This is a genomic window from Congregibacter litoralis KT71 (genome assembly GCF_000153125.2).
In the GTDB taxonomy this organism is placed as follows: domain Bacteria; phylum Pseudomonadota; class Gammaproteobacteria; order Pseudomonadales; family Halieaceae; genus Congregibacter; species Congregibacter litoralis.
In genome coordinates this window covers 2,802,928-2,827,588 of record NZ_CM002299.1, presented here as the reverse complement: position 1 = coordinate 2,827,588, position 24,661 = coordinate 2,802,928, and the positions used below count along the sequence as shown (strand labels likewise).

At 61.5% G+C, this 24,661-nt stretch carries 21 protein-coding genes; 17 read left to right on the top strand and 4 right to left on the bottom strand.

Annotated elements, in window-relative coordinates; genetic code table 11:
* Positions 1-5 precede the first annotated feature (5 nt).
* The 8 genes from trbE to KT71_RS12845 are packed head-to-tail and all read left to right on the top strand — an operon-like array spanning position 6 to position 8,153.
* On the top strand, positions 6-2,456 hold the full coding sequence (gene trbE / locus KT71_RS12880; protein WP_008294940.1) for a conjugal transfer protein TrbE: 2,451 nt from the start codon (positions 6-8) through the stop codon (positions 2,454-2,456).
* Complete coding sequence (trbJ, locus tag KT71_RS12875; RefSeq protein ID WP_008294941.1) at positions 2,453-3,196, top strand: P-type conjugative transfer protein TrbJ; 744 nt, start codon at positions 2,453-2,455, stop codon at positions 3,194-3,196. The genes trbE and trbJ overlap by 4 nt, the downstream gene beginning before the upstream one ends.
* Before the next feature lie 12 nt (positions 3,197-3,208).
* Positions 3,209-3,523 carry a hypothetical protein gene (locus KT71_RS12870; RefSeq protein WP_008294942.1) on the top strand — a complete coding sequence of 105 codons (315 nt, stop codon included), beginning with the start codon at positions 3,209-3,211 and terminating at the stop codon, positions 3,521-3,523.
* Complete coding sequence (gene trbL / locus KT71_RS12865) at positions 3,520-4,908, top strand: P-type conjugative transfer protein TrbL (RefSeq protein WP_008294943.1); 1,389 nt, start codon at positions 3,520-3,522, stop codon at positions 4,906-4,908. The genes KT71_RS12870 and trbL overlap by 4 nt, the downstream gene beginning before the upstream one ends.
* A gap of 17 nt (positions 4,909-4,925) precedes the next feature.
* A complete protein-coding gene (trbF, locus tag KT71_RS12860; RefSeq protein ID WP_008294944.1) occupies positions 4,926-5,630 on the top strand; it encodes a conjugal transfer protein TrbF in 705 nt (234 codons plus the stop codon).
* Positions 5,627-6,631, top strand: coding sequence for a P-type conjugative transfer protein TrbG (gene trbG / locus KT71_RS12855; RefSeq protein WP_008294945.1), 1,005 nt, complete (start codon positions 5,627-5,629; stop codon positions 6,629-6,631). The genes trbF and trbG overlap by 4 nt, the downstream gene beginning before the upstream one ends.
* A gap of 2 nt (positions 6,632-6,633) precedes the next feature.
* The gene (locus KT71_RS12850) at positions 6,634-7,911 is read left to right on the top strand and encodes a TraB/TrbI/VirB10 family type IV secretion system protein (RefSeq protein ID WP_008294946.1); all 1,278 of its coding nucleotides are present in this window, start codon (positions 6,634-6,636) and stop codon (positions 7,909-7,911) included.
* Positions 7,908-8,153, top strand: coding sequence for a DUF2274 domain-containing protein (locus tag KT71_RS12845; RefSeq protein ID WP_008294947.1), 246 nt, complete (start codon positions 7,908-7,910; stop codon positions 8,151-8,153). The genes KT71_RS12850 and KT71_RS12845 overlap by 4 nt, the downstream gene beginning before the upstream one ends.
* 414 nt (positions 8,154-8,567) lie before the next feature.
* Here the strand turns inward: KT71_RS12845 and KT71_RS12840 are convergent, their stop codons facing one another.
* Together KT71_RS12840 and KT71_RS12835 are read right to left on the bottom strand one after the other, a co-directional pair.
* Positions 8,568-8,828: a hypothetical protein gene (locus KT71_RS12840; protein WP_008294948.1), complete on the bottom strand. Its 261-nt coding sequence runs from the start codon at positions 8,826-8,828 to the stop codon at positions 8,568-8,570.
* A 91-nt stretch (positions 8,829-8,919) separates the two neighbouring features.
* Entirely contained in the window at positions 8,920-10,356 is a 1,437-nt protein-coding gene (locus KT71_RS12835) for an amidohydrolase family protein (RefSeq protein WP_023660025.1), read from the bottom strand.
* A 30-nt stretch (positions 10,357-10,386) separates the two neighbouring features.
* Between KT71_RS12835 and KT71_RS12830 the strand changes: the two genes are divergently transcribed.
* The gene (locus KT71_RS12830; RefSeq protein WP_008294950.1) at positions 10,387-11,889 is read left to right on the top strand and encodes a sulfatase family protein; all 1,503 of its coding nucleotides are present in this window, start codon (positions 10,387-10,389) and stop codon (positions 11,887-11,889) included.
* Between the two features lie 31 nt (positions 11,890-11,920).
* Here the strand turns inward: KT71_RS12830 and KT71_RS12825 are convergent, their stop codons facing one another.
* Together KT71_RS12825 and KT71_RS12820 are read right to left on the bottom strand one after the other, a co-directional pair.
* A complete protein-coding gene (locus KT71_RS12825; RefSeq protein WP_008294951.1) occupies positions 11,921-13,846 on the bottom strand; it encodes a gamma-glutamyltransferase family protein in 1,926 nt (641 codons plus the stop codon).
* Positions 13,847-13,889: 43 nt separating this feature from the next.
* Positions 13,890-15,152 (bottom strand): mechanosensitive ion channel family protein, encoded by a 1,263-nt coding sequence (locus KT71_RS12820; RefSeq protein ID WP_008294952.1) that lies wholly within the window; start codon positions 15,150-15,152, stop codon positions 13,890-13,892.
* A gap of 145 nt (positions 15,153-15,297) precedes the next feature.
* On the opposite strand from KT71_RS12820, the gene dinB reads away from it, so the two are divergent.
* The 8 genes from dinB to urtE all read left to right on the top strand — a co-directional run bounded on the left by dinB (position 15,298) and on the right by urtE (position 24,491).
* Entirely contained in the window at positions 15,298-16,419 is a 1,122-nt protein-coding gene (dinB, locus tag KT71_RS12815; protein WP_040363239.1) for a DNA polymerase IV, read from the top strand.
* Positions 16,420-16,555: 136 nt separating this feature from the next.
* Entirely contained in the window at positions 16,556-18,031 is a 1,476-nt protein-coding gene (locus KT71_RS12810; RefSeq protein ID WP_008294954.1) for an agmatinase family protein, read from the top strand.
* A 30-nt stretch (positions 18,032-18,061) separates the two neighbouring features.
* Positions 18,062-18,862: a peptidyl-prolyl cis-trans isomerase gene (locus KT71_RS12805; RefSeq protein WP_008294955.1), complete on the top strand. Its 801-nt coding sequence runs from the start codon at positions 18,062-18,064 to the stop codon at positions 18,860-18,862.
* A 169-nt stretch (positions 18,863-19,031) separates the two neighbouring features.
* Positions 19,032-20,321, top strand: a complete 1,290-nt coding sequence (gene urtA, locus KT71_RS12800) for an urea ABC transporter substrate-binding protein (RefSeq protein ID WP_008294956.1) — start codon at positions 19,032-19,034, stop codon at positions 20,319-20,321.
* Positions 20,322-20,367: 46 nt separating this feature from the next.
* Positions 20,368-21,957 carry an urea ABC transporter permease subunit UrtB gene (gene urtB, locus KT71_RS12795; RefSeq protein WP_008294957.1) on the top strand — a complete coding sequence of 530 codons (1,590 nt, stop codon included), beginning with the start codon at positions 20,368-20,370 and terminating at the stop codon, positions 21,955-21,957.
* Complete coding sequence (gene urtC, locus KT71_RS12790) at positions 21,957-23,042, top strand: urea ABC transporter permease subunit UrtC (protein ID WP_008294958.1); 1,086 nt, start codon at positions 21,957-21,959, stop codon at positions 23,040-23,042. Before urtB ends, urtC begins: the two co-directional genes overlap by 1 nt.
* Positions 23,032-23,802, top strand: coding sequence for an urea ABC transporter ATP-binding protein UrtD (urtD, locus tag KT71_RS12785; protein ID WP_008294960.1), 771 nt, complete (start codon positions 23,032-23,034; stop codon positions 23,800-23,802). The genes urtC and urtD overlap by 11 nt, the downstream gene beginning before the upstream one ends.
* Positions 23,796-24,491 carry an urea ABC transporter ATP-binding subunit UrtE gene (gene urtE / locus KT71_RS12780; protein WP_008294961.1) on the top strand — a complete coding sequence of 232 codons (696 nt, stop codon included), beginning with the start codon at positions 23,796-23,798 and terminating at the stop codon, positions 24,489-24,491. Before urtD ends, urtE begins: the two co-directional genes overlap by 7 nt.
* Positions 24,492-24,661 lie beyond the last annotated feature (170 nt).

The window sequence follows — 24,661 nt, the reverse complement described above, 5'->3', positions numbered from 1 at the left end:
CCGACATGCTGAACCTTGCCGAATACCGCCAGCGGCCCGCACTGCTGGCCGACTGGCTGCCCTGGGCCGGGCTGATCGGGCCGGGCGTCGTCTTGAACAAGGATGGCTCGTTCCAGCGCACGGCACATTTTCGCGGGCCGGATCTGAACAGCGCCACGCAAGGCGAGCTGATCGCCACGTCGGCACGCTTGAACAACGCACTGCGCCGCCTGGGGTCGGGCTGGGCCTTGTTCATCGAAGCCGAGCGCTGCGCAGCGGCGGGCTATCCACGTTCCGATTTCCCCGAGCCGTTGTCCTGGCTGGTGGAGGAAGAACGCCGTGCAGCCTTCGAGGAATCCGGCCACCACTACGAGAGCGCCTATCACCTGACGCTGGCCTACCTGCCACCAGAAGAATCCCGCGCCCGTGCCGCCAAGATGCTCTATGAGAATGCGCCGGGCGATGGCGTGGACTGGCAGGGTCGGCTGGAAGCCTTCGTGGCGGAAACGGATCGCGTGCTCGACCTGCTCGACGGCGTGATGCCGGAGATTGCCTGGCTCGATGATGCACAGACGCTGACCTACCTGCACGCCACGGTTTCGACGCGGCGCTACCAACTGGCCGTGCCCGAAGTGCCTTTCCACCTCGACGCGCTGCTGGCCGATTCCGCCCTGGTCGGTGGCCTCGCGCCCATGCTGGGCAACCAGCACCTGCGCGTGGTGTCAGTGCGGGGCTTTCCGACCTCGACCTGGCCGGGGATTCTGGACGACCTCAACCGCCTGGGCTTTGGCTACCGTTGGAGCACGCGCTTTCTGTGCCTAGACAAAGCCGAGGCGGAAAAAGAACTGGGCCGCCTGCGCCGCCAGTGGTTCGCCAAACGCAAGAACGTCGTCGCGCTGCTGCGGGAAACGATCTTTCAGCAAGAAAGCCCGCTGGTCGATACCGACGCCAACAACAAGGCCGCCGATGCCGATGCCGCCTTGCAGGAGTTGGGAAGCGATCAAGTCGCCTTTGGCTACCTGACGGCCACCGTCACCGTCATGGATGCCGATGCTGCCGTGGCCGACGAGAAGCTGCGCATGGTGGAGCGCGTCATTCAGGGCCGGGGCTTCGTCACCATCCCCGAAACCCTCAATGCGGTGGATGCCTGGCTGTCGTCCATTCCCGGTAACGCCTACGCGAACGTGCGTCAGCCCATCGTCTCGACGCTGAACCTAGCGCACATGATGCCGTTGTCCGCTGTGTGGGCCGGGCCGGAGAGGAACGCGCATCTGGACGGCCCGCCGCTGATCGTCACCCGCACCGATGGCGCGACGCCGTTCCGGCTGGTGACGCATATCGGCGACGTGGGCCACACGCTGGTCGCGGGGCCGACCGGCATGGGCAAGTCGGTGCTGCTGGCCACGCTGGCGATGCAGTTCCGCCGTTATCCCGGTTCGCGCATCTTCGCCTTCGACATGGGGCGCTCGATGCGCGCCACCATCCTGGGGCTGGGCGGCGAGCATTACGACCTGGGCAATGACGGGACGATTGCTTTCCAGCCATTGGCCCGCATCGACCAGGAGGGCTACCGCACCTGGGCCGCCGAATGGGTGGAAGGCCGCTTGCTGCATGAAGGTGTCGCCATCGGCCCGGACGAGAAGGCAGCGATTTGGTCGGCACTGTGCAGCCTGGCCGGTGCGCCAGTGGAGCAGCGCACGCTGACGGGCCTGTCGGTGCTGTTGCAATCGAACGCACTGCGCCAGGCGCTCGCACCCTATGTGCTGGGCGGCGCCCACGGCAAGCTGCTGGACGCCGATGCCGACAGGCTGGGTTCCGGCAGTGTGCAGGGCTTCGAGATGGAAGAACTCATGCATAGCAAGGCGGCGGTACTGGCCGTGCTGGGCTACCTGTTCGCCCGCTTCGATGAACGCTTCGACGGGGCGCCCACGCTGCTGATCCTTGATGAAGCCTGGCTGTTCCTTGATGACCCGGTGTTTGCCGCCCGCATCCGGCAATGGCTCAAGACACTGCGCAAGAAAAACGTCAGCGTCATTTTCGCCACGCAATCGCTGGCCGACATCAAGGATTCAAGCATTGCCCCGGCGGTGATCGAAAGCTGCGCCAGTCGGATTTTTCTGCCCAACCCGCAGGCCACCGAGCCGCAAATTCGCACGATCTACGAGGGCTTCGGCCTCAACAGCCGCCAAATCGAGATCGTGGCGACCGCACAGCCCAAGCGCGACTACTACTACCAATCGCGTCTGGGCAACCGCCTGTTCGACCTCGACCTGGGGCCAGCCACGTTGGCCTTCGCGGGTGCATCCACCCCGCAAGACCAGCGCGACATGGATCGCGTGCTGCTGGACGCAGGCACACCGGGATTTGCCGGTGCCTGGCTGCGCCATCGCGGCCTCGATTGGGCCGCTGACCTGTTGCCGTCCTCACCGGCGGCTGCTTCTTTCCTCGCTTCTCAACGACCGGAGGTTTCACCATGAAGACCCAACCCCGTTTGCTGTCCGTCTCGCTCGCCGCCGTGCTGTCGGTATCGCTGCTGGCAGTGCAGCCCGCGTCCGCGCTGACGGTGTTCGATCCGTCCAACTTCGTGCAGAACACGCTGACCGCCGTGCGCACGTTGGAGCAGATCAACAACCAGATCAACCAACTCCAGAACGAAGCACAGATGCTGATGAACCAGGCGCGCAATCTGGCGAATCTGGACTTCAACATCGTCAATCGCTTGCGTTCGACGCTGGCGACCACCGAGCGGCTGATCGCCGAGGCTCGCGGCCTGGCCTACGACGTGCAGAGCATGGATGCCACCTTTGCCCGGCTGTACCCGGAGCAGTATGCCGCGACCGTCAGCGGCGACCAGATGCTGCACGACGCGCAGGAACGTTGGAAGAACACGCTGAACAGTCTGCACACCGCGATGCGGATGCAGGCGCAGGTGTCGCAGAACCTGGCGCAAGACGAAAGCGCGCTGTCCGACCTGGTCAGCCAGAGTCAGTCCGCCACCGGCGCGCTGCAAGCCATGCAGGCGACCAACCAGCTTCTGGCCTTGCAGGCCAAGCAGTCCATCCAGGCACAGCAGCTCCAGATCACGCAGGAACGCGCCGCCGCGCTGGAACTGGCACGCCAGGCGGCGGCTGTCGAACGTGGCCGGGAAGTGACGCGCCGTTTCCTGGGTGATGGCACGCCCTACACGCCGCAGCGCGTGGATTTCTACGGCAACTGACGGGAGACGGCCATGCGATGCGTTTCCTTGCTGCTTCCCGTGCTGCTGGTCGCTTGCAGTCAGCAGCCGACCGAAGACCTGGCCGCTGCCTTGGCCGCCGATCCCGTGAGACTCAAGGCTTTGCGTGCGCAGTGTGCGGCCGACAGGACGACGGCAGGCGAAGACGCCTGCCTGGCCGCGGCTGAGGCCTTCCGGCGGCGCTTCTTCGCCGGTGAAACCGGGTCTGACGAGTTCCGCACGCTGGCCGATCTGCCGCCGATCCCGCCGAGCTTCGACATACCCATCAGTGACCAGGACGCCATGCCCTTCGAGGGGGACGTGCCATGAATGACGTGACAGTGATCGACCGCTTCCTCGATACCTTCTCGCGCTACATCGACTCGGGCTTTGGGCTGCTGCAGGGCGAAGTCGCGTTCCTCACCGCCACGCTGATCGTCATCGACATGACCATCGCCGGGCTGTACTGGGCGATGAGCCACGCCACCGGCCAGGGCGATGATGTGATCGCCAAACTGCTGCGCAAGGTGCTTTACGTCGGCGCCTTCGCCTACATCATCAACAACTTCAACTGGCTCGCCAGCATCGTCTTCCGCTCGTTCGCGGGCCTGGGCCTGACGGCCAGCGGCTCGACGATGAGCATGGGCGAATTCCTGCAACCGGGACGCTTGGCCAAGACCGGCATCGACGCGGCGGCCCCCATTCTTGAGCAGATCAGCGACATGGCGGGCTTCCCCGAAGTGTTCGTGAACATGACGCCCATCGTGGTCATGTTCCTGGCCTGGGCCGTGGTGATCCTGTGTTTCTTCGTGCTGGCGATCCAGCTTTTCATCACGCTGATCGAGTTCAAGCTGACCACGCTCGCGGGCTTCGTACTGGTGCCGTTCGCGCTGTGGAACAAGACCAGCTTCCTCGCCGAGAAAGTGTTGGGCAACGTGGTGTCTTCGGGCATCAAGGTGCTGGTGCTGGCGGTCATCGTCGGCATCGGCTCGGGCCTCTTCGCCGAGTTCCAGGTGCATCCGGCCGAGCCGTCCATCGACCATGCGGTGGTCGTCATGTTGGCCTCACTGACGCTGCTGGCGTTGGGGATCTTCGGGCCGGGCATCGCCACGGGCCTGGTATCCGGCGCACCGCAGTTGGGTGCCGGCACGATGGCGGGCGCTGCTGTGGGTGCCGCAGGTGCGGCGGTGGCCGTAGGTGCCGCCGCCACCGGCGTGGGTGGTGCCGTGATGGCCGGGGCACGCATGGCACCGGCTGCCGCCAAGCTCGCCGGGGCTGGCGCGCGGGCCGCCACCTCGGCGGCTGGCAGTGCGAAGTCGGCTTTCCAGGCCGGTTCTGCCGCTGCGGGCGGCGGGGCCAAGGGCGCGATGGCAGGTTTGGGGAATGTCGCCAAGGGCGGTGCACAGGCGGCAGGCCAACGCGCCGGTGCTGGCATCAAGGCAGCAGCGGCCAAGGCGGTCGCGCCATTCAAAGCAGGCTGGCAAGGCTCTGGCGCAGAAGGCGGCTCAGGCGGTGGCACTGCAGGGCCAGCCGCCGCAGGCGATGCCGCTGGCAACACAGCCAACGCGCAGAAGCAGGGGCAACCCGGCTGGGCCAAGCGCCTGCAACGCCGCCAACGACTCACCCAGGCCACCACCACGGCCGCGCACACGCTGCGCGGTGGCGACGGTGGCGGTTCGGGCCAAGGCCCGAGCCTGAGGGATTCCGATAGCTGACTTTCAAGGAGAACTCCATGCGATTCAAACGACCGCAGGTGCGCTATGCCGACACGCCGCAGCCTGCCACTCCGTATCAAGCCGCTGCCCAAGTGTGGGACGAGCGCATCGGCTCGGCCCGCGTGCAGGCCAAGAACTGGCGGTTGATGGCCTTCGGCTGCCTGGTACTCGCGCTGCTGATGGCCGGTGGCCTGGTGTGGCGATCGGCCCAGTCCATCGTTACGCCCTATGTCATCGGGGTCGATCAGTCCGGCCAGGTACGCACCGTGGGCGAAGCAGCCACGCCGTACCGGCCCACCGATGCGCAGACGGCGCACCACATCGCACGCTTCGTGACGCTGGTGCGCTCGCTGTCCATCGATCCCATCGTTGTGCGCCAGAACTGGCTAGATGCCTACGACTACACCACTGACCGGGGCGCGGCGGTACTCAACGACTATGCGCGCACCCATGACCCGTTTGCCCGCATCGGCAAGGAATCGGTGACGGTGCAGATCACCAGTGTGGTTCGCGCCAGCGATGCGTCGTTCAACGTGCGCTGGACGGAACGCCGCTATGTCAATGGTGCGGCTGCCGGGCTGGAGCGATGGACGGCGGTGGTGTCCATCGTGCAGCAGACCCCGCGCACCGAAGAACGCCTGCGCCGCAACCCGCTGGGCATCTACGTCAATGGCCTGTCGTGGAGCCGTGAACTGGATTCTTCTGAAGGAGCCAAACCATGAATGCACGTTTCCGTAAGACCGCATTGCCGGTGATTCTGCTGGCATCGACTGTTCTGTTTGCGGGCTGCGCCACGCAGGGCAAACCGCCGCCGGCGATCTCGCTCGATGAGCCGGTGCAGGCTCAGCCATTGCCCGAGCCGCCCAAGCCCATCGAAGTCGTGACAGTGCCCGAGCCCTTGGCGCTGCCCGCACAGTTGAAGCCGCTGCAGGGCATTGATTCGGCCCCGACCACGCCGGAGCCTGCTGACGAGAAGGTGCGCGTCTCCCGCGCCAATGCAGAAGCACGCATCGCACCGACCCGCGAGGGCTACGTCAATGCGATCCAGGTCTGGCCGTTCACCGATGGCGCGCTGTACCAGGTCTATGCGTCTGTGGGCCGCGTGACGGTGATCGCGCTCCAGCCCGGCGAGGAACTGGTGACGGTCGCTGCGGGCGATACCGTGCGCTGGATCGTGGGCGATACCTCCAGCGGCAGCGGTGCCGATCTGCGCGTCAATGTGCTGGTCAAGCCTATCCGTTCCAGCTTGAAGACCAATCTGGTCATCACCACCAGCCGCAGGACGTACCTGCTGGAACTGACTTCGACTGACAAGGCATGGATGGCGTCGGTGTCCTGGGACTACCCCAAGGATCGGATGCTGGCCTTGCAGCGCCAGGCACATGCTGCTAGCGCTGCCGCGCCGGTCGATGCAGGCTTGTCGCTGGAGAACATCCGCTTTCGCTATGCCATCAGTGGCAGCAATCCGCCGTGGAAGCCGCTGCGCGCCTTCGATGATGGCGAGAAGGTCTATATCCAGTTTCCGGCAGGAATCGCCCAGGGCGAGTTGCCGCCGCTGTTTGTCATCGGTGCGCAGGGCGATGGGCAACTGGTGAATTACCGCTTTCGCTCGCCGTACTACATCGTGGATCGGCTGTTCGGTGCGGCAGAACTGCGCCTGGGGGCCGACAAGGGCGATGTGGTGCGCATCGAGCGCACGGATGGCATCGCCGGGAGGAACTGAGCATGAGCCAGGACGACATTCCCGACCTTGCGACGCAGCGGGCGGACAAGGTGGCACCCGAGGCGGTGGCGCTGCGCGCCCAACCGCGCCCGGTCACGCGCCTGAACCGGCGCACGCTGGCCATCCTCGCCGGCTGCTTGTCGATCGGCATCATGGGCGCACTGATCTGGTCGCTGCAACCGCAGCAACGCAGTGCAGGCGAATCCACGGAGCTGTACAACGTGGATCGCGTCTCGCGCTCGGAAGGGCTGGATGCGCTGCCGACGGACTATTCCAAGCTGCCAGCGCTGCCGCCTGACGTGCCGGAGCTGGGGCCACCGCTGCCGGGTGATCTGGGGCCAGCCATCGTGAACTCGCAGCAGCCGGTCGCCGCCACCTATGCCGCGTCGGGCTACGACCCCAACGATGCGCTGCGCAAGGAGGCAGAAGCGGCGGCAGCTTCATCGGTATTCTTCCGCACAGGTTCCCCGCAGGCCGCGCCCGTAGCGCAGTCGCAGGTCGCTGCCGCACCAGGCTTCGCCGCCAATTCCGCTTTCGATCCGATGGCCGCAGGCCCGGCCTCGACGGCGGCCCAGCCTGCTGATCCGACTGCCGTGCAGAACCGGCAAGACCAGAAAGAGGCGTTCCTAAAAGGTGGTTCCACGGAAACCCGTAATTCCGGCAATCTGACCCTGCCGGCTTCGCAGTATCAGGTCATGGCCGGAACGGTGGTCGCTGGGGCGCTGGTGACGGGCATCAAGTCGGACTTGCCGGGCGACGTGATCGCCACGGTGACGGAGCCGATCTACGACACGGCCACCGGCAAGTTCCTGCTGATCCCACAGGGTTCGCGCATCCTGGGCAAGTACAACAGCCAAGTCAGCTACGGTCAGAGTCGCGTGCAGGTGGTGTGGAACCGCATCATCCTGCCGGACACGTCTTCGCTCACGCTCGACAACCTGATCGGCACCGACCCGGCGGGCTACGCCGGTCTGGAAGACGACGTGGACTGGCATTGGGATCGGATCTTTGCAGGTGCCGTGCTGACCACGCTGCTGGGTGTCGGTGCCGAACTGGCTGCACCTGAGAACCGCCAGGACGGCGATCGCGTCATCATCGCCGGGCGCGACAGCCTGCAGGACACCGTGAACCAGGTCGGCCAGGAAGTGACCCGGCGCAATCTCAACATCCAACCCACGCTGACCAGCCGCCCCGGTTTGCCGGTGCGCATCATCCTCAACCGCGATCTGGTGCTACGGCCTTATCAGCCGCTGTTCTTCAACAAGGGGACTTCTCGATGAGCACGACCAAGAAACTGCGGCTGGGGCCGCTACCCAAGACCGAAAGCGTCAAGCTGACCTTCGCTTGCCCGGCCAGCTTGAAAGCCGATCTCGACCGCTATGCCGCGCTGCATGCGCAGGCGTATGGCGAGGCGGTCGATGCCTCGGCGCTGATCCCGCACATGCTGGAGGCGTTCATGGCGGGGGATCGGGGATTCAGGAAAGGAAACGGCAGCAAGGCCGTGCCACCGAAGCCAAGCTGAAGATGCACTAGAACCAGACTGACCATCCCTCGAACGCGCAGCCCAACGCTGCGCGTTCTTCGTTCTGGATAGGCTGCGAGGGAATCGGCTAAGATGACTGAACAAGCCTGCCAGCCATTGGCAATCTCCATCGCTGCAACGCGACTCGACTCTCTTTCTCCAGGCTCTTATGTGGCTCCCAGCCCACAATGCCGCATCCTCTGCGAACGGCATGAAACAGAGCTAACCTATTGCCCCGTATATGGTTTCAAGCTTCGCGTGATTTCAACACAATGCTTGACGCCAGCCATTTTTTATGGATGCTCTTCTGGAGTCGCTTACGGGGTCGCTGATGGACTCGTTGATGAAAACGCGGCTCAAGCGCCCGTTTATTAAGCATCCAGGCCCTCGGAGTTGAGGGTAGAACAGAGATCCTTATTTTTTGGGGTCCATGATGGCCGCTTTGGCCTTTTCCATGTCCACCGCCTCAGCGGCCTTCTCCATATCTACGGCTTCTGCCGCTTTTTTGTAATCCACGCCGTCGGTGCTTACGGCGGCTTTCGCTTTTTCCATGTCTACGGCTTCCGTAGCTTTTTCCTTGTCTACCGCTTCCATGAGTTTGTTCATATCCTGTGCCTGGGCAGCGGAGATAGAAAGCAATGTCGCAGCGGCGACGGAGGCAAATACTGTTTTCATAGCGTGTTCCTGATGTCAGTCGTGATTAAGGTGGCAATGGTTTTCGATGTGTCGGGCGCTTGGTCCCGGCACCCGGTCCTGGCACCTGGCCCTAGCGATAGTCGCGGACTATCTCTCCCTTGGATATTACAGCACGAATACCTCGGGAGTGGCGAATGTCCTCGAGAGGATTCCCCTCCAGGAGCAACAGGTCTGCGGCATAGCCCACGGCGATTTTTCCCATTTTCTCCTCCAGACCAAAAAACGCTGCGGGAACCAGTGTTGCCGCCGCGAGAGCGCTTTGATTGTCCAAACCCCCTTTCACCAGAATCTCAAGCTCACGATGGAGACTGTAGCCGGGAATGGCCCATCCAATGGGCGTATCTGTCCCGGCACCGATGGTCACGTTGTTGGCCACGAGACGGGGGAGCATGCTCAAGGTCCATTCCCCGGCAACTCTATAGCTTTGGGGATCCATGTAATCAGCAGCCTTGACCCAGTCAGTGCGAATGGTCGCCGGCAGGGCAGCCAGGGCCTCGGGCCAATCGGGCGCCTTGAAGGGCGGAAACTGCGTCATAGCGTTGAGCCGCGCCGTGGGAACCTGAATTGTATTGCGCAGGCTCGCCAGCACATGATTGCAGCGGCGGACGTCCTCATTCGCGATGGCTGCATTGCGCTGGGCACCGTGGATGCTTGCTCTGAGGCTCATGCCGTCGCTGTCCTGCTCACGACCCTCAGCGAGCATCGTTCGTCGTTCCTCAAGGAGTGCCTCGGCATTCTTTGCGCAGTCCAGCTCGATGTTGCGCAGGTGTTCCAGGGACTGCACCCGCGGTGCCGCCTCGGAGGCAAGCATTGATAGAGGTACGTGGGCAGCCACGGGCAGGGCGAGCTTCTCTGCTTCCTGAACAAAGGCGTCGAAAACATCGGGGCTGACCATCTCGTAGATCTTGATGAAGTGCACACCGGCCTTGTGCAGTGTTTGCACGCGAAGCCGCGCTTCTTCGACGCTGACGATGCTTTGTCCGATACCAGAACCCTCCTCTCCGCCGTAAACCACGGGGGTTCCATCGAGTAACGGGCCGGCAAAAAACACCCGGGGCGCCGATGCGGGGGAGGTGTAGTAAGCCTCCAGGACCGGCAGGAGGCGTTCGAGCTTGCCGCCAGTGTCGCGCACGCTGGTGATGCCATAGTCCAGAAACAGACTGGCCATGACGGGAGTAAGGCGATCGTCGTAGCTCAGGTGCACATGCATGTCCCAGAGCCCCGGGCTTAAAAAATATCCCGTGCCGTCTATGAGCGTGGCGGCGGGGGTTACTGCCAGCTCCTGTCCCAGGTCCGCAATTCGCCCATTAACAAGGAGTACATCCTGCGTCGCCATGATGCCGCTGTGCGCATCCAGGGGCGTGACGTTTTGGATGAGAAGGGGGGCAGGCGTTTGCGCGAGGCCCAGGGCCCCTGTGCCGGTGCCAAGGACAAGCACCGAAGTCATCAGCCATTGTCGGAAGCGTCGCCAACGGAGGCTCTTCCGTGTTCCCGCGCTATAGTGCATAACAAGCTCCCTTAGGAAGAGTCACGAACTATGCCGCCAGGAACCCTCCAAGTACACAGGGATGCCATCACGGGCACGGCGACTGCCGTTATCGTCCTCGCTGTCCTTTTGCTGGTCGCAGCGCTTTCGGGCGCTTCTGCATCAGCTCAGGCGGCAAGTGATCGACACAATGTGCTGGTGATTTACGTGGATGACCTGGGGTTCGGTGACACCGGCGTTTATGGCCACCGGGTTGTGAAAACACCACACATTGATGGACTCGCCGCGGAGGGCATCCGCTTTACCCAGTTCTACGCGCCCTCGGCCTTGTGCTCACCATCCCGGGCAGGACTTCTCACAGGACGTACCCCCTACCGCACGGGCGTGGAGAGCTGGATTCCCGATGATTCCCGGGTTCATCTCGGACGCAGGGAAACCACGCTGGCAGACCTCGCTAAAGCGCGGGGCTACCGTACGGCCGTTATCGGCAAGTGGCATCTCAATGGGGGCTTGCATATGAGGGACGTGCCCCAGCCTCGGGATTTCGGTTTTGATTATCAGTACGGTCTGGCAGCCTGGGTAAAAAATGCCTCGGTCGCGGATTCCACGGAGTTGCCCCGGCGGGGCCCCATGTTTCCCGACAATATGTATCGAAACAACGAGCCCGTTGGAGTCACAGACAAATACAGTGCGGAGCTTGTCAGTGACGAGGCTATTGGTTGGTTGCAGGCGTCATCGGATCCGTTTTTTCTGCTCCTGACCTACAGTGAGGTTCACACGCCCATCGCTTCGCCCCCTGCGTATCTCGATGCCTATCGCGAGTATCTAAGCGATGAGGCAAAGCATAACCCCTTTTTGTATTACTTCGATTGGCGTAACCGGCCCTGGCGGGGTCGTGGCGAGTACTACGCCAATATCAGCTTTCTGGACGCTCAGCTCGGTCGGGTGATTGGACATCTGCGGGATCAGAAGATACTTGATAACACCCTCATCGTGTTTAGCAGCGATAACGGCCCCGTGACCGATGCGGCGCTCACGCCCTGGGAACTGGGCATGGCCGGTGAGACCGGAGGTCTGCGGGGCAAAAAGCGTTTCTTGTTTGAGGGGGGTATTCGCGTCCCGGGGATTATCCGCTATCCCCATCGCATAGAGGCCGGTCGTGTAGAGCATCGCGCGGTGACGGCCCTGGATATCTTTCCCACGCTTGCCGAATGGCTGGATGTGGACGTCGAGCCCCGGGTTCCCCTGGATGGGCAGTCACTATGGCCCTTGATCGATGGCGACAGCTTTGAGCGGGATAAAGCCCTGTACTGGTCTATTCCGACACCCGATGGCATGGAGTTCGCCGTGCGCGAGGGGCCTTGGAAAATGATCCTGGACAGCTACGGCGTGCCCCGCCACCTTTTCGATCTGTCCAATGACTGGTACGAGGTAAATAATCTGCTAGACCGGGAGCCCGCAATACGAGAGCGGCTGCTCCTTGCCTATCGATCCATTAGACGGTCCGTAGAGAATGATCCTCTAGCAGCGGCAAGGAAGACCTCGCCGCGCTAAAGGGGGGTGCCCATGGCTACACGGGCCCTTGCTACCAGGCGATGCCGTAATCATCACCGTAGTCGCTGGCGCCCGCCTGAAACGTGCCTTGTTCGGGATCAATGAGGATCGCCGTGATGGGGCTGTAGGTACGGTCCACCACGTCGACCTCATAGCCCATGGCCTTGAGGCGGTCGCGGGTGTAGGGCGGTAATTGCCGCGTGACATCCAGACGGCCGGGTTCGCTGATGTGCGCACCAAAGGAGCTCTGCATCTGGTAGCTGGTGACATTGTGCGCTTCCGCGGCTTGCTGCACGTTCATCCCGAACTCGACGACGTTCAAAAAGAACTGCAGGAGGTTCTGGTCCTGGGTGTCACCACCCTGCACCGAGAAGGCCATGATGGGCTCGCCGTCTTTCAGCGCCATGCTCGGAGTGAGCGTGGCGCGGGGACGTTTACCCGGGGCGACGACATTAAACGGGTTGATGCGCTCGTCCAGAACGAAGCTCTGCATACGCTGACTGAGGCCGATGCCGCTGTCGCCGGCGATGAATGCGGGAATCCAACCCCCGGAGGGTGTGATGGAAACAACCCAGCCGTCCGCATCCGCGGCCTGAATTGACGTGGTGCCCGCGATAAAAGCCTCATCCTGATCGAGGGCAGCCTGCTGAAAACCATCAGAACCGTCTGCCTCTGCCGCGGGAGGAATCGGCGACCACTCCTCCAGAAGTTTTGTGAAAGGGTTTTTGTCACCCTGGAAAGGGTAGGGGTCCCCGGGTCGAGCTCCGGTGTCGTTCTTCTCCGGATTGATCAGGGCCCGGCGCTGCGCTGCATAGTCTTTACTCAGGAGTCCCTCGATGGGTTCCGCGGGGGGGAAGTAGGGGTCGCCGTAGTAAAAGTCACGATCCGCAAAGGCGAGGTTCATGGTTTGATAGAGCGTGTGAATATAATTGGCGCTGTTATACCCCATCCCCTTGAGATCCATAGGCTCCAGAATGTTCAGGGCCTGGAGCATCGCTGGCCCCTGCACCCAGGTAGTGAGCTTGTACACGTCGATGCCTTTGTAATTGGTGCTCACGGGTTCTTCGATGTGGACTTCCCAATTGGCAAGATCTTCCTCCGTAAACAGACCGCCTTGTTCCCGCGTGGCGGCAACGATTTCTTTGGCGATATCGCCGCGATAAAAACGCTCGTAGGCTGCGTAGATGGCCTCTTTACGGGACTTGCCGGCAGCCAGGGCTTGCGCTTCCGCGTCCACCAGTTTCTTCAGGGTCGCAAGCAGGTCCAACTGCCGGAAGAGTTCTCCGCCCTCCGGGGCGGCGCGCTGCTCGGCATTGTTCTCGTCGAGGTGGGGCAGGAATATGCGCCGGGAGTCCGGCCATTGAGCGATGATGTCCCGTCGGCGCTCAATGTTGTCGGCCTGGACGCCTTCTATAGGGTAGCCCTCGGCCATTTCCATGGAGGGCGCCAGCACCTCGGCGAGACTCAGGCGCCCGTATTCCGCGAGCATCACCATGAGTCCACCGGGCGTCCCCGGTGTGACCGCTGCCAGAGGCCCGTACTCCGGGGGGTACACCATGCCCTTGTCGCGGAAAAATGCGGGTGTTGCGCCGGTAGGGGCCACGCCCAGGGCGTTGATGCCGACGACCTTGCCGGTTTCCGGATTATGAATCAGTGCCTGGGTCTCGCCTCCCCAGCCCAGGGTGTCCCACATGGTGGAGGTCGTGCCCAGCATGGCGCAGGCCGCATCCACGGCGTTGCCGCCGCGGGCAAACATCATGGCGCCGGCACTTGCGGCCAGGGGCTTTCCTGTGACGGCGGCCCAATGGCGGCCGTGAAGTACGGGCTTCGCCGTGCTCTGAGCGTCAGCGGGCGCGGTCGCTGCAACGCCAAGCCCCGCAGCCAGGGCCACGGTTGCCAGGAGCCGGGTCTGCTTCGGCGCTGCGCTCGTAAATGGTCGGAATAGGCGGGCGATCATCAGGTGTCTCCGTTGATTATGTTTTAGATAAAAACTGAGGGGCCTACGTTACCGTGGGTGTCGGCGGATCATCGTTCGTAGCCACCCTTAGGGGGATAGCCGCGGCCGAGGCATCGCGGTTGGCGCGGTAGTGGGGTGACAGTATCTCGATGTTGGCGTCGCGGAAGTTGTCCTGAATATGGGCATGCATTTCTGATGCGATCTGCTGCTTTGCGGATGGGTTGCGAATATAGGCATTCAATTCATAGGCAACGTAATTGTCATCGAGACTGGTCTGCAGGACGAAAGGGGCTGGATCTTCCAAGACTTGCGTGGTGGCGATGGCCGCGTCGCACAGCAGTTGATGTACCTGAGGCCAGGGCACGTCGTAGCCGATGGTGACCGTGGTATGGAGCAGGACGCCCGCTTCCTTGGCCTGAGCGCTGAAGTTCACGATATGGTTGTTCATGACCATGGCGTTGGGAACCGACACTTCCTCATTTTTCGGTGTGCGGATCCGGGTCACAAAAGCACTGCGCTCTATCACATCGCCCTCCGTGTCGGCGATGCGCACCCGGTCGCCGATTTTGAAGCCCCGGGTATAGGTGATCACGATACCGGACATCACGTTTGCTACCGCGGATGTGGATCCCAGGGATACGAGGACGCCAAAGAATATTGATAAGCCTTGAAAGGCAGGGCTGCTGGAACCCGGGAGATAAGGAAAGACGATGACCAGGGTGATGGCGATGATCAGCAGTCGGGACAGACCGAAACTGGTTTCGGCCCAATCCGGATAAAACCCCGGCAGGGTGATGCGTTCGAGACGTATGCCATCAAAGATGCCTCGCACGGCGCGGATCACCAGTCGGGAAATCACAACGATGATCGCAATGATAAACAAGTTGGGGAGGTAGTTGACGACCGCCGCGGCAATTAACCCGAACTGCGCAAGAACAAAGGCGATGATGGCCACCGCGAGATCGCGGCTCCAGGCAAATTGGGTAAACACAAGGTTTAGCCAGCTGATGAGAAGGATCGCGCGCAGAAGGCGCCAGGCACCGTTGACGCCGATGTGCAGTGCTCTCGCCAGCTCCCGCTCGGTAAAAATCTGCTGATCCTGCACGGTGAGCGCCCGGGCCCCGGAGCCATCGGCATCGATCCAACGGTGGATGCTTTTTCGCCAGCGCTCAAGGAGGCGCCACAGAATCCAGACCAGCAGGGATACGAGCAGCAGCGCGCCAGCACGGGAGGCCATGTCGACCCAGAAGGCGTTGCCCATCCATTGGGCAAGCCATTGCTCCAGCGCTTTAAGGCTTTGGTTCATGATTCCTGACGGTGCTCCGAGGCTTTTGCCAAGAATGCTTTATGGCGCCGCGTATAGCAATTCCCTGCACCGCGCCCGCGCGGACAAAAGCGCTGGCGGGGCATACCCCTTGCCCCGGTGGAGCATGGTTCTTAGTATCAATGGAATGACCGAAAACGACCCTCCAGTGATGCGCAAGATTATCCACGTGGATATGGACGCGTTTTATGCGAGCGTTGAGCAACGGGATGACCCGGCCTTACGGGGAAAACCCCTGGCGGTGGGAGGGTCCGCAAAGCGCGGCGTGGTGGCAGCAGCCAGCTATGAAGCGCGGAAGTTTGGGGTAAAGTCGGCCATGCCCGGGGTGACGGCGCGGCGCCGCTGCCCGCAGCTGCTGTTTGTAAAGCCGCGCTTTGAGGTGTACCGCGCTGTGTCGCAACAGCTTCACGGCATCTTCGCACGCTATACCCATATTATTGAGCCCCTGTCCCTGGACGAGGCCTATCTCGATGTCACTGCGGATCTGGCGGGCTTGGGCAGCGCGACGGCAATCGCCGAGGCAATTCGTGGTGACATCCGCCGGGAACTCCGGCTGACCGCCAGTGCCGGTGTCAGTTACAACAAGTTTATTGCCAAGGTCGCCTCGGACCAGAACAAACCGGATGGCGTGTTTGTTGTGCGCCCCGAGGAGGGCGCTGCGTTTGTAGCGACCCTGCCGGCTCGCCGCTTCTTCGGCGTCGGCCCTAAAACCGCCGAACGCATGTCATCTCTCGGGATTCAGACCGGCGCGGATATCCGTGCCCAAACCCTGGGGTTTCTCGAGCAGCATTTTGGGAAGTCCGCACACTATCTGTACCGCGCAAGCCGCGGGGAGGACTACCGTGCGGTCAAAGCGGATCGGGAACGAAAATCCATTGGCGGCGAGCGTACCTATAGCGATGATCTGAGTACCGACGAGGCCCTTCGCGATGCCCTGGAGCACATCATTGATATCGTCTGGGAGCGGATTCATCGCAATAATGCCCGGGGACGCACGGTGACCATCAAGGTGAAGTATGCTGATTTCCAGCAGATCACCCGGGCACGGTCTGTCAGTCCCCCGGTGGATACACGGGAGGCCTTCGAACGGCTGTCCCGGGGTTTGTTGGAGGCGCTATTGCCTGTTCCCAAGGGGGTGCGTCTCCTCGGGCTGACCTTGTCGTCCCTGGAGTCTTCTCAGGAGCCGGCACATACGGGAGAATCCGGTGTTGCCGAGAGCGGGCCTGTGCAGGAATCCCTGGCGTTTTGACGGCTTGCCTGTGGCTGCGGGCCTCATCGCTGGTTTTTTACGTCGATGGGCATAGTAATTGCAGACTTAACATTAAGAAGCGAGAAGTAAGACAGCCGCATTTTTACCGCAGCAGCTCAATGCCAAGGATGACCAGATGAAGTACCCAGGAAGATCCGTTCTTTTCAGCAGTGCCCTCGTGGCTTTCGGTGTCGCCCAGTCCCTGGCCGATGAGGACATGCCCGACATGCCCGAGATTCCCATGCCGCTTGCCACGGTCATCGACGGCCTGGCGGAGGAGAAGCGCGCCTTCCTCATGGAAGAGGGCGAAGGTTTCGCCGGCACCTGGGAAAAGCTCTTTGTGCGTCTTCGCGGTAAATCCCTTGAGGAGGTGGAAGCCTTTGTGGACGCCATGCAATACCTCGAGAGCGCCAGCAAATTTAATCCCGAGACTGATATGGCGTCGATTCCCCTCAATACCGAGGCGGAGGATTTCAATTCCTGGAAGCTCATGAATCCCCGGGCGCTGGCAACGCAGCGGGAGCCCGGTCCCATCAATCTCAGCTACTACGCCCGGGGCGGACGTGGTGGTGTACAAACCTTTGCCGGTGCCCCCGTGGCTATTTACCCCGAAGACCTGGTAGCGGGAGACGTGGAAGTGGCAATTGTCGGCGCGCCTCTGGATATGGGGACTTATTACCGCGGGCAGCGTTTCGGACCCCAGGCCATGCGGACCGGCTATTACCAGGCTGGCAACGATATGGCGACCATGGTGAACCCCAGCAAAATCCTCAGCATCGTGGACTACGGCGATATCGCCATTGACAATATGAGTACAGAGATCAGCGTGCACCACGTCCGAGAGCGCATTGCCGAGATCGCCGAGACCGGTGCCATTCCCTTTATTGTCGGTGGCGATCACTCCCTGGAGTATCCGGATATCGCCGGTCTGGCGGATGTCCACGGCAAAGGCAGTTTTGGCGTGGTCCATTTTGATTCGCATTTTGATGCCGGCAAGGGACAGGCGCATTACATTACCCACGGTCAGCCGGTCTATCGCGCCATCAAGGAGGGGCACGTCAAGGCAGAGAACTTTATTCAGGTAGGTTTGCGCGGTCCCTGGCCCGGCGCCTGGGGTTTTGAATGGATGCGCAACAACGGCATGCGTTATCACCCCATGGCGGAGGTGGAGAAAAAAGGCTGGAAGCAGGTGATGGAGGATGCGCTTCGCGAAGCGCGGGAAGGCACGGAAAAGCTGTTTATCTCCTTTGATGTGGATGTCCTGGACCCTGCCTTTGTCCCGGGGACGGGCACGCCCGTGCCCGGTGGCCTGACCATGCGTGAAGCCATACCCATCGTGCGTGCCCTGTGCACCGAGAGCGACATGATTGGTTTTGAAATTGTCGAGCTTGATCCCCTGCTGGATAACACCTATCGCTCGGCACTCAATGCCAACTACATCATGCACGCCTGTCTTACGGGTATTGCCATGCGTAAAACGGGTATTACCGATGGCTCCTACCTGTCGGAGCTTTCCACGGAAGACCAGCAGCCCGGTGCGGGAGAGCAGGCATTGGAAGCGGGTGATGCGGAAGAGATCGATCCCGACTACGGTCGCCCTGACGCGAGGTAAGCCAGCCCATGCCCCTCGCTTCTCATTCCCATGGGTGAGTTCGGCGTCTCCCGCCGTTTTCTCAGGGATCCGCTATTCGCATTTTTTGCCATCGGCGGCCTGTGTTTTATTGCCTACACACAGTTGAACCGCGAGGCGACAACGCCCATCACTCTCAGTCAGAGCGCTCAGGCGCTCCTCGTCGCGGAGTGGGAGATGCTCACGGGGAAGTCGGCGCAGGCCGCCGACGTTGATGCCATTTTGAATGACTATTACCAGCGGGAGCTTCTTTATCGCGAAGGGATTGCATCGGAGCTCCATCTCAGCGATGCCAGCGTCCGCGAGCTGATAATCGAGCTCATGCAGCAGCGCGTCACCGGTGAAATTGCCGAGCCCTCGCCAAAAGATCTGGTGAACTTTTATGCCGACAATATCGAGCGTTATTACACGGAGGCGAGCATCAGCTTTTCCCAAAAGGTGTTTGCGTCGGCGCCGGAGAATCCCGAGGCGCTGCGGGAACAGCTGAATCAGGGCGGTGGACAAGCCGGGGCCGTGCCCTGGCAGGGCTCGGACTTTCCCGACTACGGCGTGAGTATGGTGCGCGGTCTCTTCGGACAACCGCTTTTGGAGATTCTTCAGAGCCTGGCATTTGGCGAATGGCAGGGTCCCTACGAGTCCCGTCAGGGGTGGCATTACTTTCGTGTCACGGCACGCAGGGCGCCGCAGCTTCTGCCCTTTGAGCGCGTTCGTGACCAGGTCCTTGCCGATTATCAGGCTGCTGCCGTGGCGCAGGCGGTTGCGGAGTTCACCGATGCGCGGCGACCCCAATATCCCTTCGAGATTGCTCCCTGACAGGCGTGCGCTTCGCACACTAATGGTGCGCTACTGGCACCGCTTGCCAATAATTGGTGCGTAACTGCGCGAGCACCGAGCGCAAGGCCTGACCTGCGGCCCGGCTGGCGATGGCTCGTGTTTTGCAAAGGTCACAGGATCACATGCCGATTGCCCGGAGTTATTTTCTATGCCCCTGTCACCTCTCAAAAGCCTGATCTTTCTACTGTTCTCGTATCTGTTTTCCGCAGGGGCAAACAGTCAGGCGCTGGAGCCCATTCGCGTCGGTGTGCTGCACTCGCTTTCGGGCACCATGGCCATCAGCGAAACCACCCTGAAGGATACGGTGCTGATGCTGGTGGAACAGCAGAATGCCCGGGGAGGTCTCCTGGGCCGTCCCCTTGAGGCGGTGGTCGTCGATCCGGCCTCGGACTGGCCGCTTTTTGCCGAAAAAGCGCGAGAGCTCCTGGTGCGGGAACAGGTCGACGTTGTTTTTGGGTGCTGGACCTCCGTGTCGCGCAAATCCGTGCTGCCGGTGTTTGAGGAGCTCAACGGACTGCTTTTTTATCCGGTGCAGTACGAGGGGGAGGAGTCGTCGCGAAATGTGTTTTACACCGGAGCGGCCCCCAACCAGCAGGCCATACCGGCGGTGGACTATCTTATGTCCCAGGGCGTGGAGCGCTGGGTCCTGGCAGGGACGGATTACGTTTACCCCCGTACGACCAACAAAATTCTTGAGGCCTATCTCACGCAAAAAGGTGTCGCGTCCGACGATATTCTTGTGAACTACACGCCCTTCGGGCATTCCGACTGGCAGAGCATCGTCGCCCAGATCAAACGCTTTGGCAGCACGGGCGCCAAGACTGCCGTGATATCTACGGTCAATGGTGACGCCAACGTGCCTTTTTATAAGGAACTTGCAAACCAGGGCGTGAGTGCCACGGACATCCCCGTCATCGCGTTCTCCGTGGGGGAAGAGGAGCTTTCGGGCATCGACACAGGCCCTCTCGTGGGCCACCTCGCGGCATGGAACTACTTTATGAGTGTCGAGGAAGACGCAAACTTCGACTTTATTGATGAGTGGCTGGCGTTCATCGGCGATGACAATCGCGTGACCAATGATCCCATGGAGGCTCACTACATCGGCTTCAATATGTGGGCCAAGGCCGTAGAGGCGGCGGGCACGACGGATCCGGATGCCGTACAGGACGCGATTATCGGCGTCAGCGTGCCCAATCTCACCGGCGGGATGGCCACCATGCAGCCGAATCATCACATCAGTAAGCCCGTGCTCATCGGCGAGATCCTCGACGATGGACAGTTCCAGGTCGTTTGGGAAACTCCGGAAACCGTGGCCGGCGATGCCTGGTCGGACTACCTGCCGGGATCCAGGGATCTCATCGCCGACTGGCGTGCGCCCCTGCGCTGCGGTAACTATCAGCAGGACGAGGAGCGCTGCCTGTCCCAGGACGCCGAGTAGACAAGACCGTACCCGACGCTTACGCGCGCCTGCCAGAGCTGCTCTCATGTTGATTCTTCGTGCCCTGTTGCTGTGCCTGCTGTGTACCGGTGCGGCACGGGCTGAGACGCTCCGGGACTGGGTAAACGCTCTGGGGGAGGCAGATGCCGCCGAGAAGCGGGAGCTTCTGGCGAAGATTGCCGCCAGCGGCAACGAAAAAACCGATGCAGTGTTTGACGCGGTGTCTCGCGGTGCCCTGTACCGAGACCGGAGAAGCAATGCCGTCGTACTGGCGGAGCGCGACGGCTCAAGCTATCAGCTCCGGGATGTTCTCAGCGGTGAGGATCTGGGAACAGCCGGTCGTCGCGACGTGCGTCGCGTTGCCATCGACAATAGTTTGCGAGCCGAGCTCCAAAGCCTCCAGGCCATAGCCCGGCTGTCTTCAGAGAGCGTGGAGCAACGGGCGGACGCCATCGCCGCTGTTCTCGCTGCGCCTACGGACGCCGCCTTGAAAGCCTTGGCCGCGCGGGAGCCTCTGGAGTCGGATGCGGCTCTACAGGACCAGATTGCTATTGGTCTGGCCCTCCAAGCCCTTTCCCGGGGTGACGCGCAAAACATTATGACTGCCCTGAAAACCCTTCGGGGACGTGTTGATCCCACGGTGCGCGCCGCGCTCCTGGCCCTGGAGTCGCGCCAGGAACTGCCGCAAACGGTTCGCGATGAGGCGAGCCGTCTTCTGTTGCTGGCCGAGAACCGGCTGCTGTGGCTGAGCCGTCTGGAGTCGCTGTTTTTCGGACTGAGTCTGGGCTCCGTGCTCCTCCTCTCCGCCGTCGGTCTCGCCATTACCTTTGGCGTGATGGGGGTTATCAACATGGCCCACGGGGAGCTCATCATGCTGGGCGCCTACACCACCTGGGTGCTACAGCAATGGCTTCCCGGTCAGCCCGGGGTCGCGCTGCTCCTCGCCATACCGTTCGCGTTTCTGGTCTCTGCGATTGTCGGCCTCATTATTGAGCGGGGGGTGATCCGCTTTTTGTATGGCCGTCCACTCGAAACCCTGCTGGCAACCTTTGGTATCAGTCTGATTCTGCAGCAGGCCGTGCGCTCAATTTTCTCCCCCCTCAACCGCTCGGTGCTGACGCCCGAGTGGCTTGCGGGATCCTGGGAAATCACCGCAGGCCTGTCCCTTACCTATAACCGCATGGCCATCCTGCTGTTTTCGCTGCTGGTTTTTGCGGGCTTGCTAACGCTTATGCGCTACACGCGCCTCGGGCTACAGGTGCGGGCCGTGGCCCAGAATCGCGCCATGGCCCGCGCCCTCGGCGTGCGCAGCTCGCGGGTCGATGCCCTGACCTTTGCCCTGGGTTCCGGGGTTGCCGGCGTGGCGGGCGTTGCGCTGTCGCAGCTGACGAACGTGGGTCCGAACCTGGGGCAGTCTTACATTATTGATTCCTTTCTGGTGGTGGTGTTTGGTGGCGTCGGTAATCTCTGGGGCACTTTGGTGGCGGCCTTTTCCCTGGGCGTGGCCAATAAAGTGATCGAGCCCCTTGCGGGTGCGGTACTCGCCAAAATCGTATTGCTGGTATTCCTCATTCTTTTTCTCCAGCGACGGCCCCAGGGTTTGTTCCCCGGTACGGGTCGTGAGGACAGCCATTGATGTCGGCCAGCGCTTTGTTTACCGGTGATCGAGCCAGCGGGCTGACCGTGACCCTGCTCCTGGGCCTGGCGGTTGTCGTGCCCCTGTTAAACCTCCTTTTGCCTCAGGAGTCCATGTTCGCTCTGTCCAGCTACAGCGTGTCGCTCCTGGGAAAATACCTCTGCTACGCACTCCTGGCACTGGCCTTGGACCTGCTGTGGGGATACGCCGGTCTCCTGAGTCTCGGCCACGGAGCGTTTTTTGCCCTCGGTGGCTACGCCATGGGCATGTATCTCATGCGACAGATCGGTAGTCGCGGTGTGTATGGGGACCCGGAGCTGCCGGACTTCATGATCTTTCTCGACTGGCAGGAGCTCCCCTGGTACTGGCTGGGCTTTGACAGTTTCCCCTTCGCCATGGCCATGGCGCTGTTGATTCCCGGAATCCTTGCCCTGGTCTTTGGTTGGCTGGCATTCCGATCCCGGGTCGGTGGAGTATATTTTTCCATCATGACCCAGGCCATGACCTTCGCATTGATGCTGGCCTTTTTTCGCAATGAAATGGGCTTCGGGGGCAATAACGGGCTTACGGATTTTAAGGACGTTCTGGGTTTTGATTTACAGTCGGACGCGGTCCGCTGCGGCCTCTTTGTGGTGACGGCACTCACTTTGCTGGGAAGTTATCTCGCCTGTCGGAAAATGCTGACTACGCGGTTTGGCAGCGTGATCATCGCCTTGCGCGACGGAGAGTCGCGGGTACGTTTTCTGGGTTACTCCGTCGCGAGCTACAAGCTGGTGGTGTTCGTGATCTCTGCCATGCTCGCGGGTCTTGCGGGTGCCCTCTACGTGCCCCAGGTGGGCATCATTAATCCCGGTGAGTTTGCGCCCCTGAACTCCATTGAGATTGCGATCTGGGTGGCGGTCGGGGGGCGGGGCACACTGCATGGAGCCATGCTCGGCGCCGTCATCATCGCGGCGGCGGAAACTTTGCTCACGGCGCAACTGCCGGAGCTCTGGCTGTTTGCCCTGGGCGCGCTGTTCCTGCTGGTCACCCTGTTCCTGCCTCGGGGCTTTGCGGGTCTTCTGGGAGGGCGGCATGATGACTGAGTCCATCGACACGCGGCATGGCGTGATTCTGTATCTTGAGGACGTGAGCGTCAGTTTTTCCGGATACAAGGCATTGAACAACTTGTCCCTAGCAGTGGACCGCGGCGAATTGCGCTGTCTTATCGGTCCCAACGGCGCGGGGAAAACAACGCTCATGGACGTGATCACGGGAAAAACCAAGCCGGACCAGGGATCGGCCTATCTGGGACAGGACATCAATCTTCTGGAGAATGACGAAGCGACCATCGCCCGGTTGGGTATCGGCAGGAAGTTCCAAAAACCCTCCGTGTTCCCCGTGCAGAGCGTGCGCGAGAACCTCGCCCTGGCGGTGAAAGGCCATCGTAGTCCCTGGGAGGCCCTGCGTTATCGACCGAGCTCGGAAGACGACGATCGCATTGCATCTTTGTTGACAACAATCGGGCTGGACGTCGTCGCCCACAAGCTCGCGGGTGGTTTATCCCACGGTCAGAAACAGTGGCTGGAGATCGGTATGCTCCTGGCGCAGGAGCCTTCGCTGCTTCTGATTGATGAACCTGTGGCGGGTATGACGCAGCAGGAAACGGAACGCACAGCGGCGCTCCTCCAGTCCCTGGTGCCCCAGCGGTCCGTGATCGTGGTGGAACATGACATGGTGTTTGTACGCTCCATCGCCCGCAAGGTAACCGTGCTCCACGAGGGCTCCGTACTCATGGAGGGCAGTATCGACGAGGTGCAGTCCGATGGGCGTGTGCGTGAGGTGTATCTGGGCGAAGCATGTTAGCTATCGAGGGACTCAATCAGTACTACGGCGCGAGCCATACTCTGCGTGACGTGACGCTCAGCGTCGACAGGGAACGCATATTTTGCCTTATGGGGCGCAACGGCGTGGGGAAAACCACGCTTCTCAACAGCGTCCTCGGACTGCTGCCTGCCTCCGGGGGAAGTATCACCCTCGCCGGGGAGCACATCGAGCAGCTTCCCACGGAAGAGCGGGTGGGGCGGGGTATTGCCTATGTGCCCCAGGGCCGCATGATTTTTCCGGAGCTGACGGTGATGGAAAATCTGAACGTGGCCCTGGCGGGACGCAGACGTCGCGGCAAAGAACTCCCCGAGCAGATCTTTGAGTTCTTCCCCGTGCTTGCAGAGATGGCTGACCGTCGTGGGGGGGATCTCTCGGGAGGACAGCAGCAGCAGTTGGCCATCGGCCGGGCGCTGGTCCTTGAACCAAAGATTCTGTTACTCGATGAGCCCTGTGAAGGCATTCAGCCCAACATCGTGCAACTCATCGGGGATGTGATCCAGCGTCTGCGGAGGGAGCAAAAGATCAGCGTGCTCCTCGTGGAACAGAAGCTTCCCTTCGCCCGCGCAGTGGCTGATGATTTTGCCATCATGGATCGGGGGCAGATTGTGGCCCAGGGGGCTATGGATGAGCTTTCCGATGCGCTGGTCGAAGAGTATCTAACCGTCTAGCCCAAGCTTTACAGCGGTCAGGTTTAAGCTTTAGATCGTTCACTGTATCGGCCAACTGGCTCGAATGGCTCCCTTCGCTGAGTTGGGGGACGCTCACTCCGCCACTCAAGCCAGTTGGCCTGAGTATCGAGCATGGGTCGGCGTTTAACTCTCGATAGGACATAGGGCTG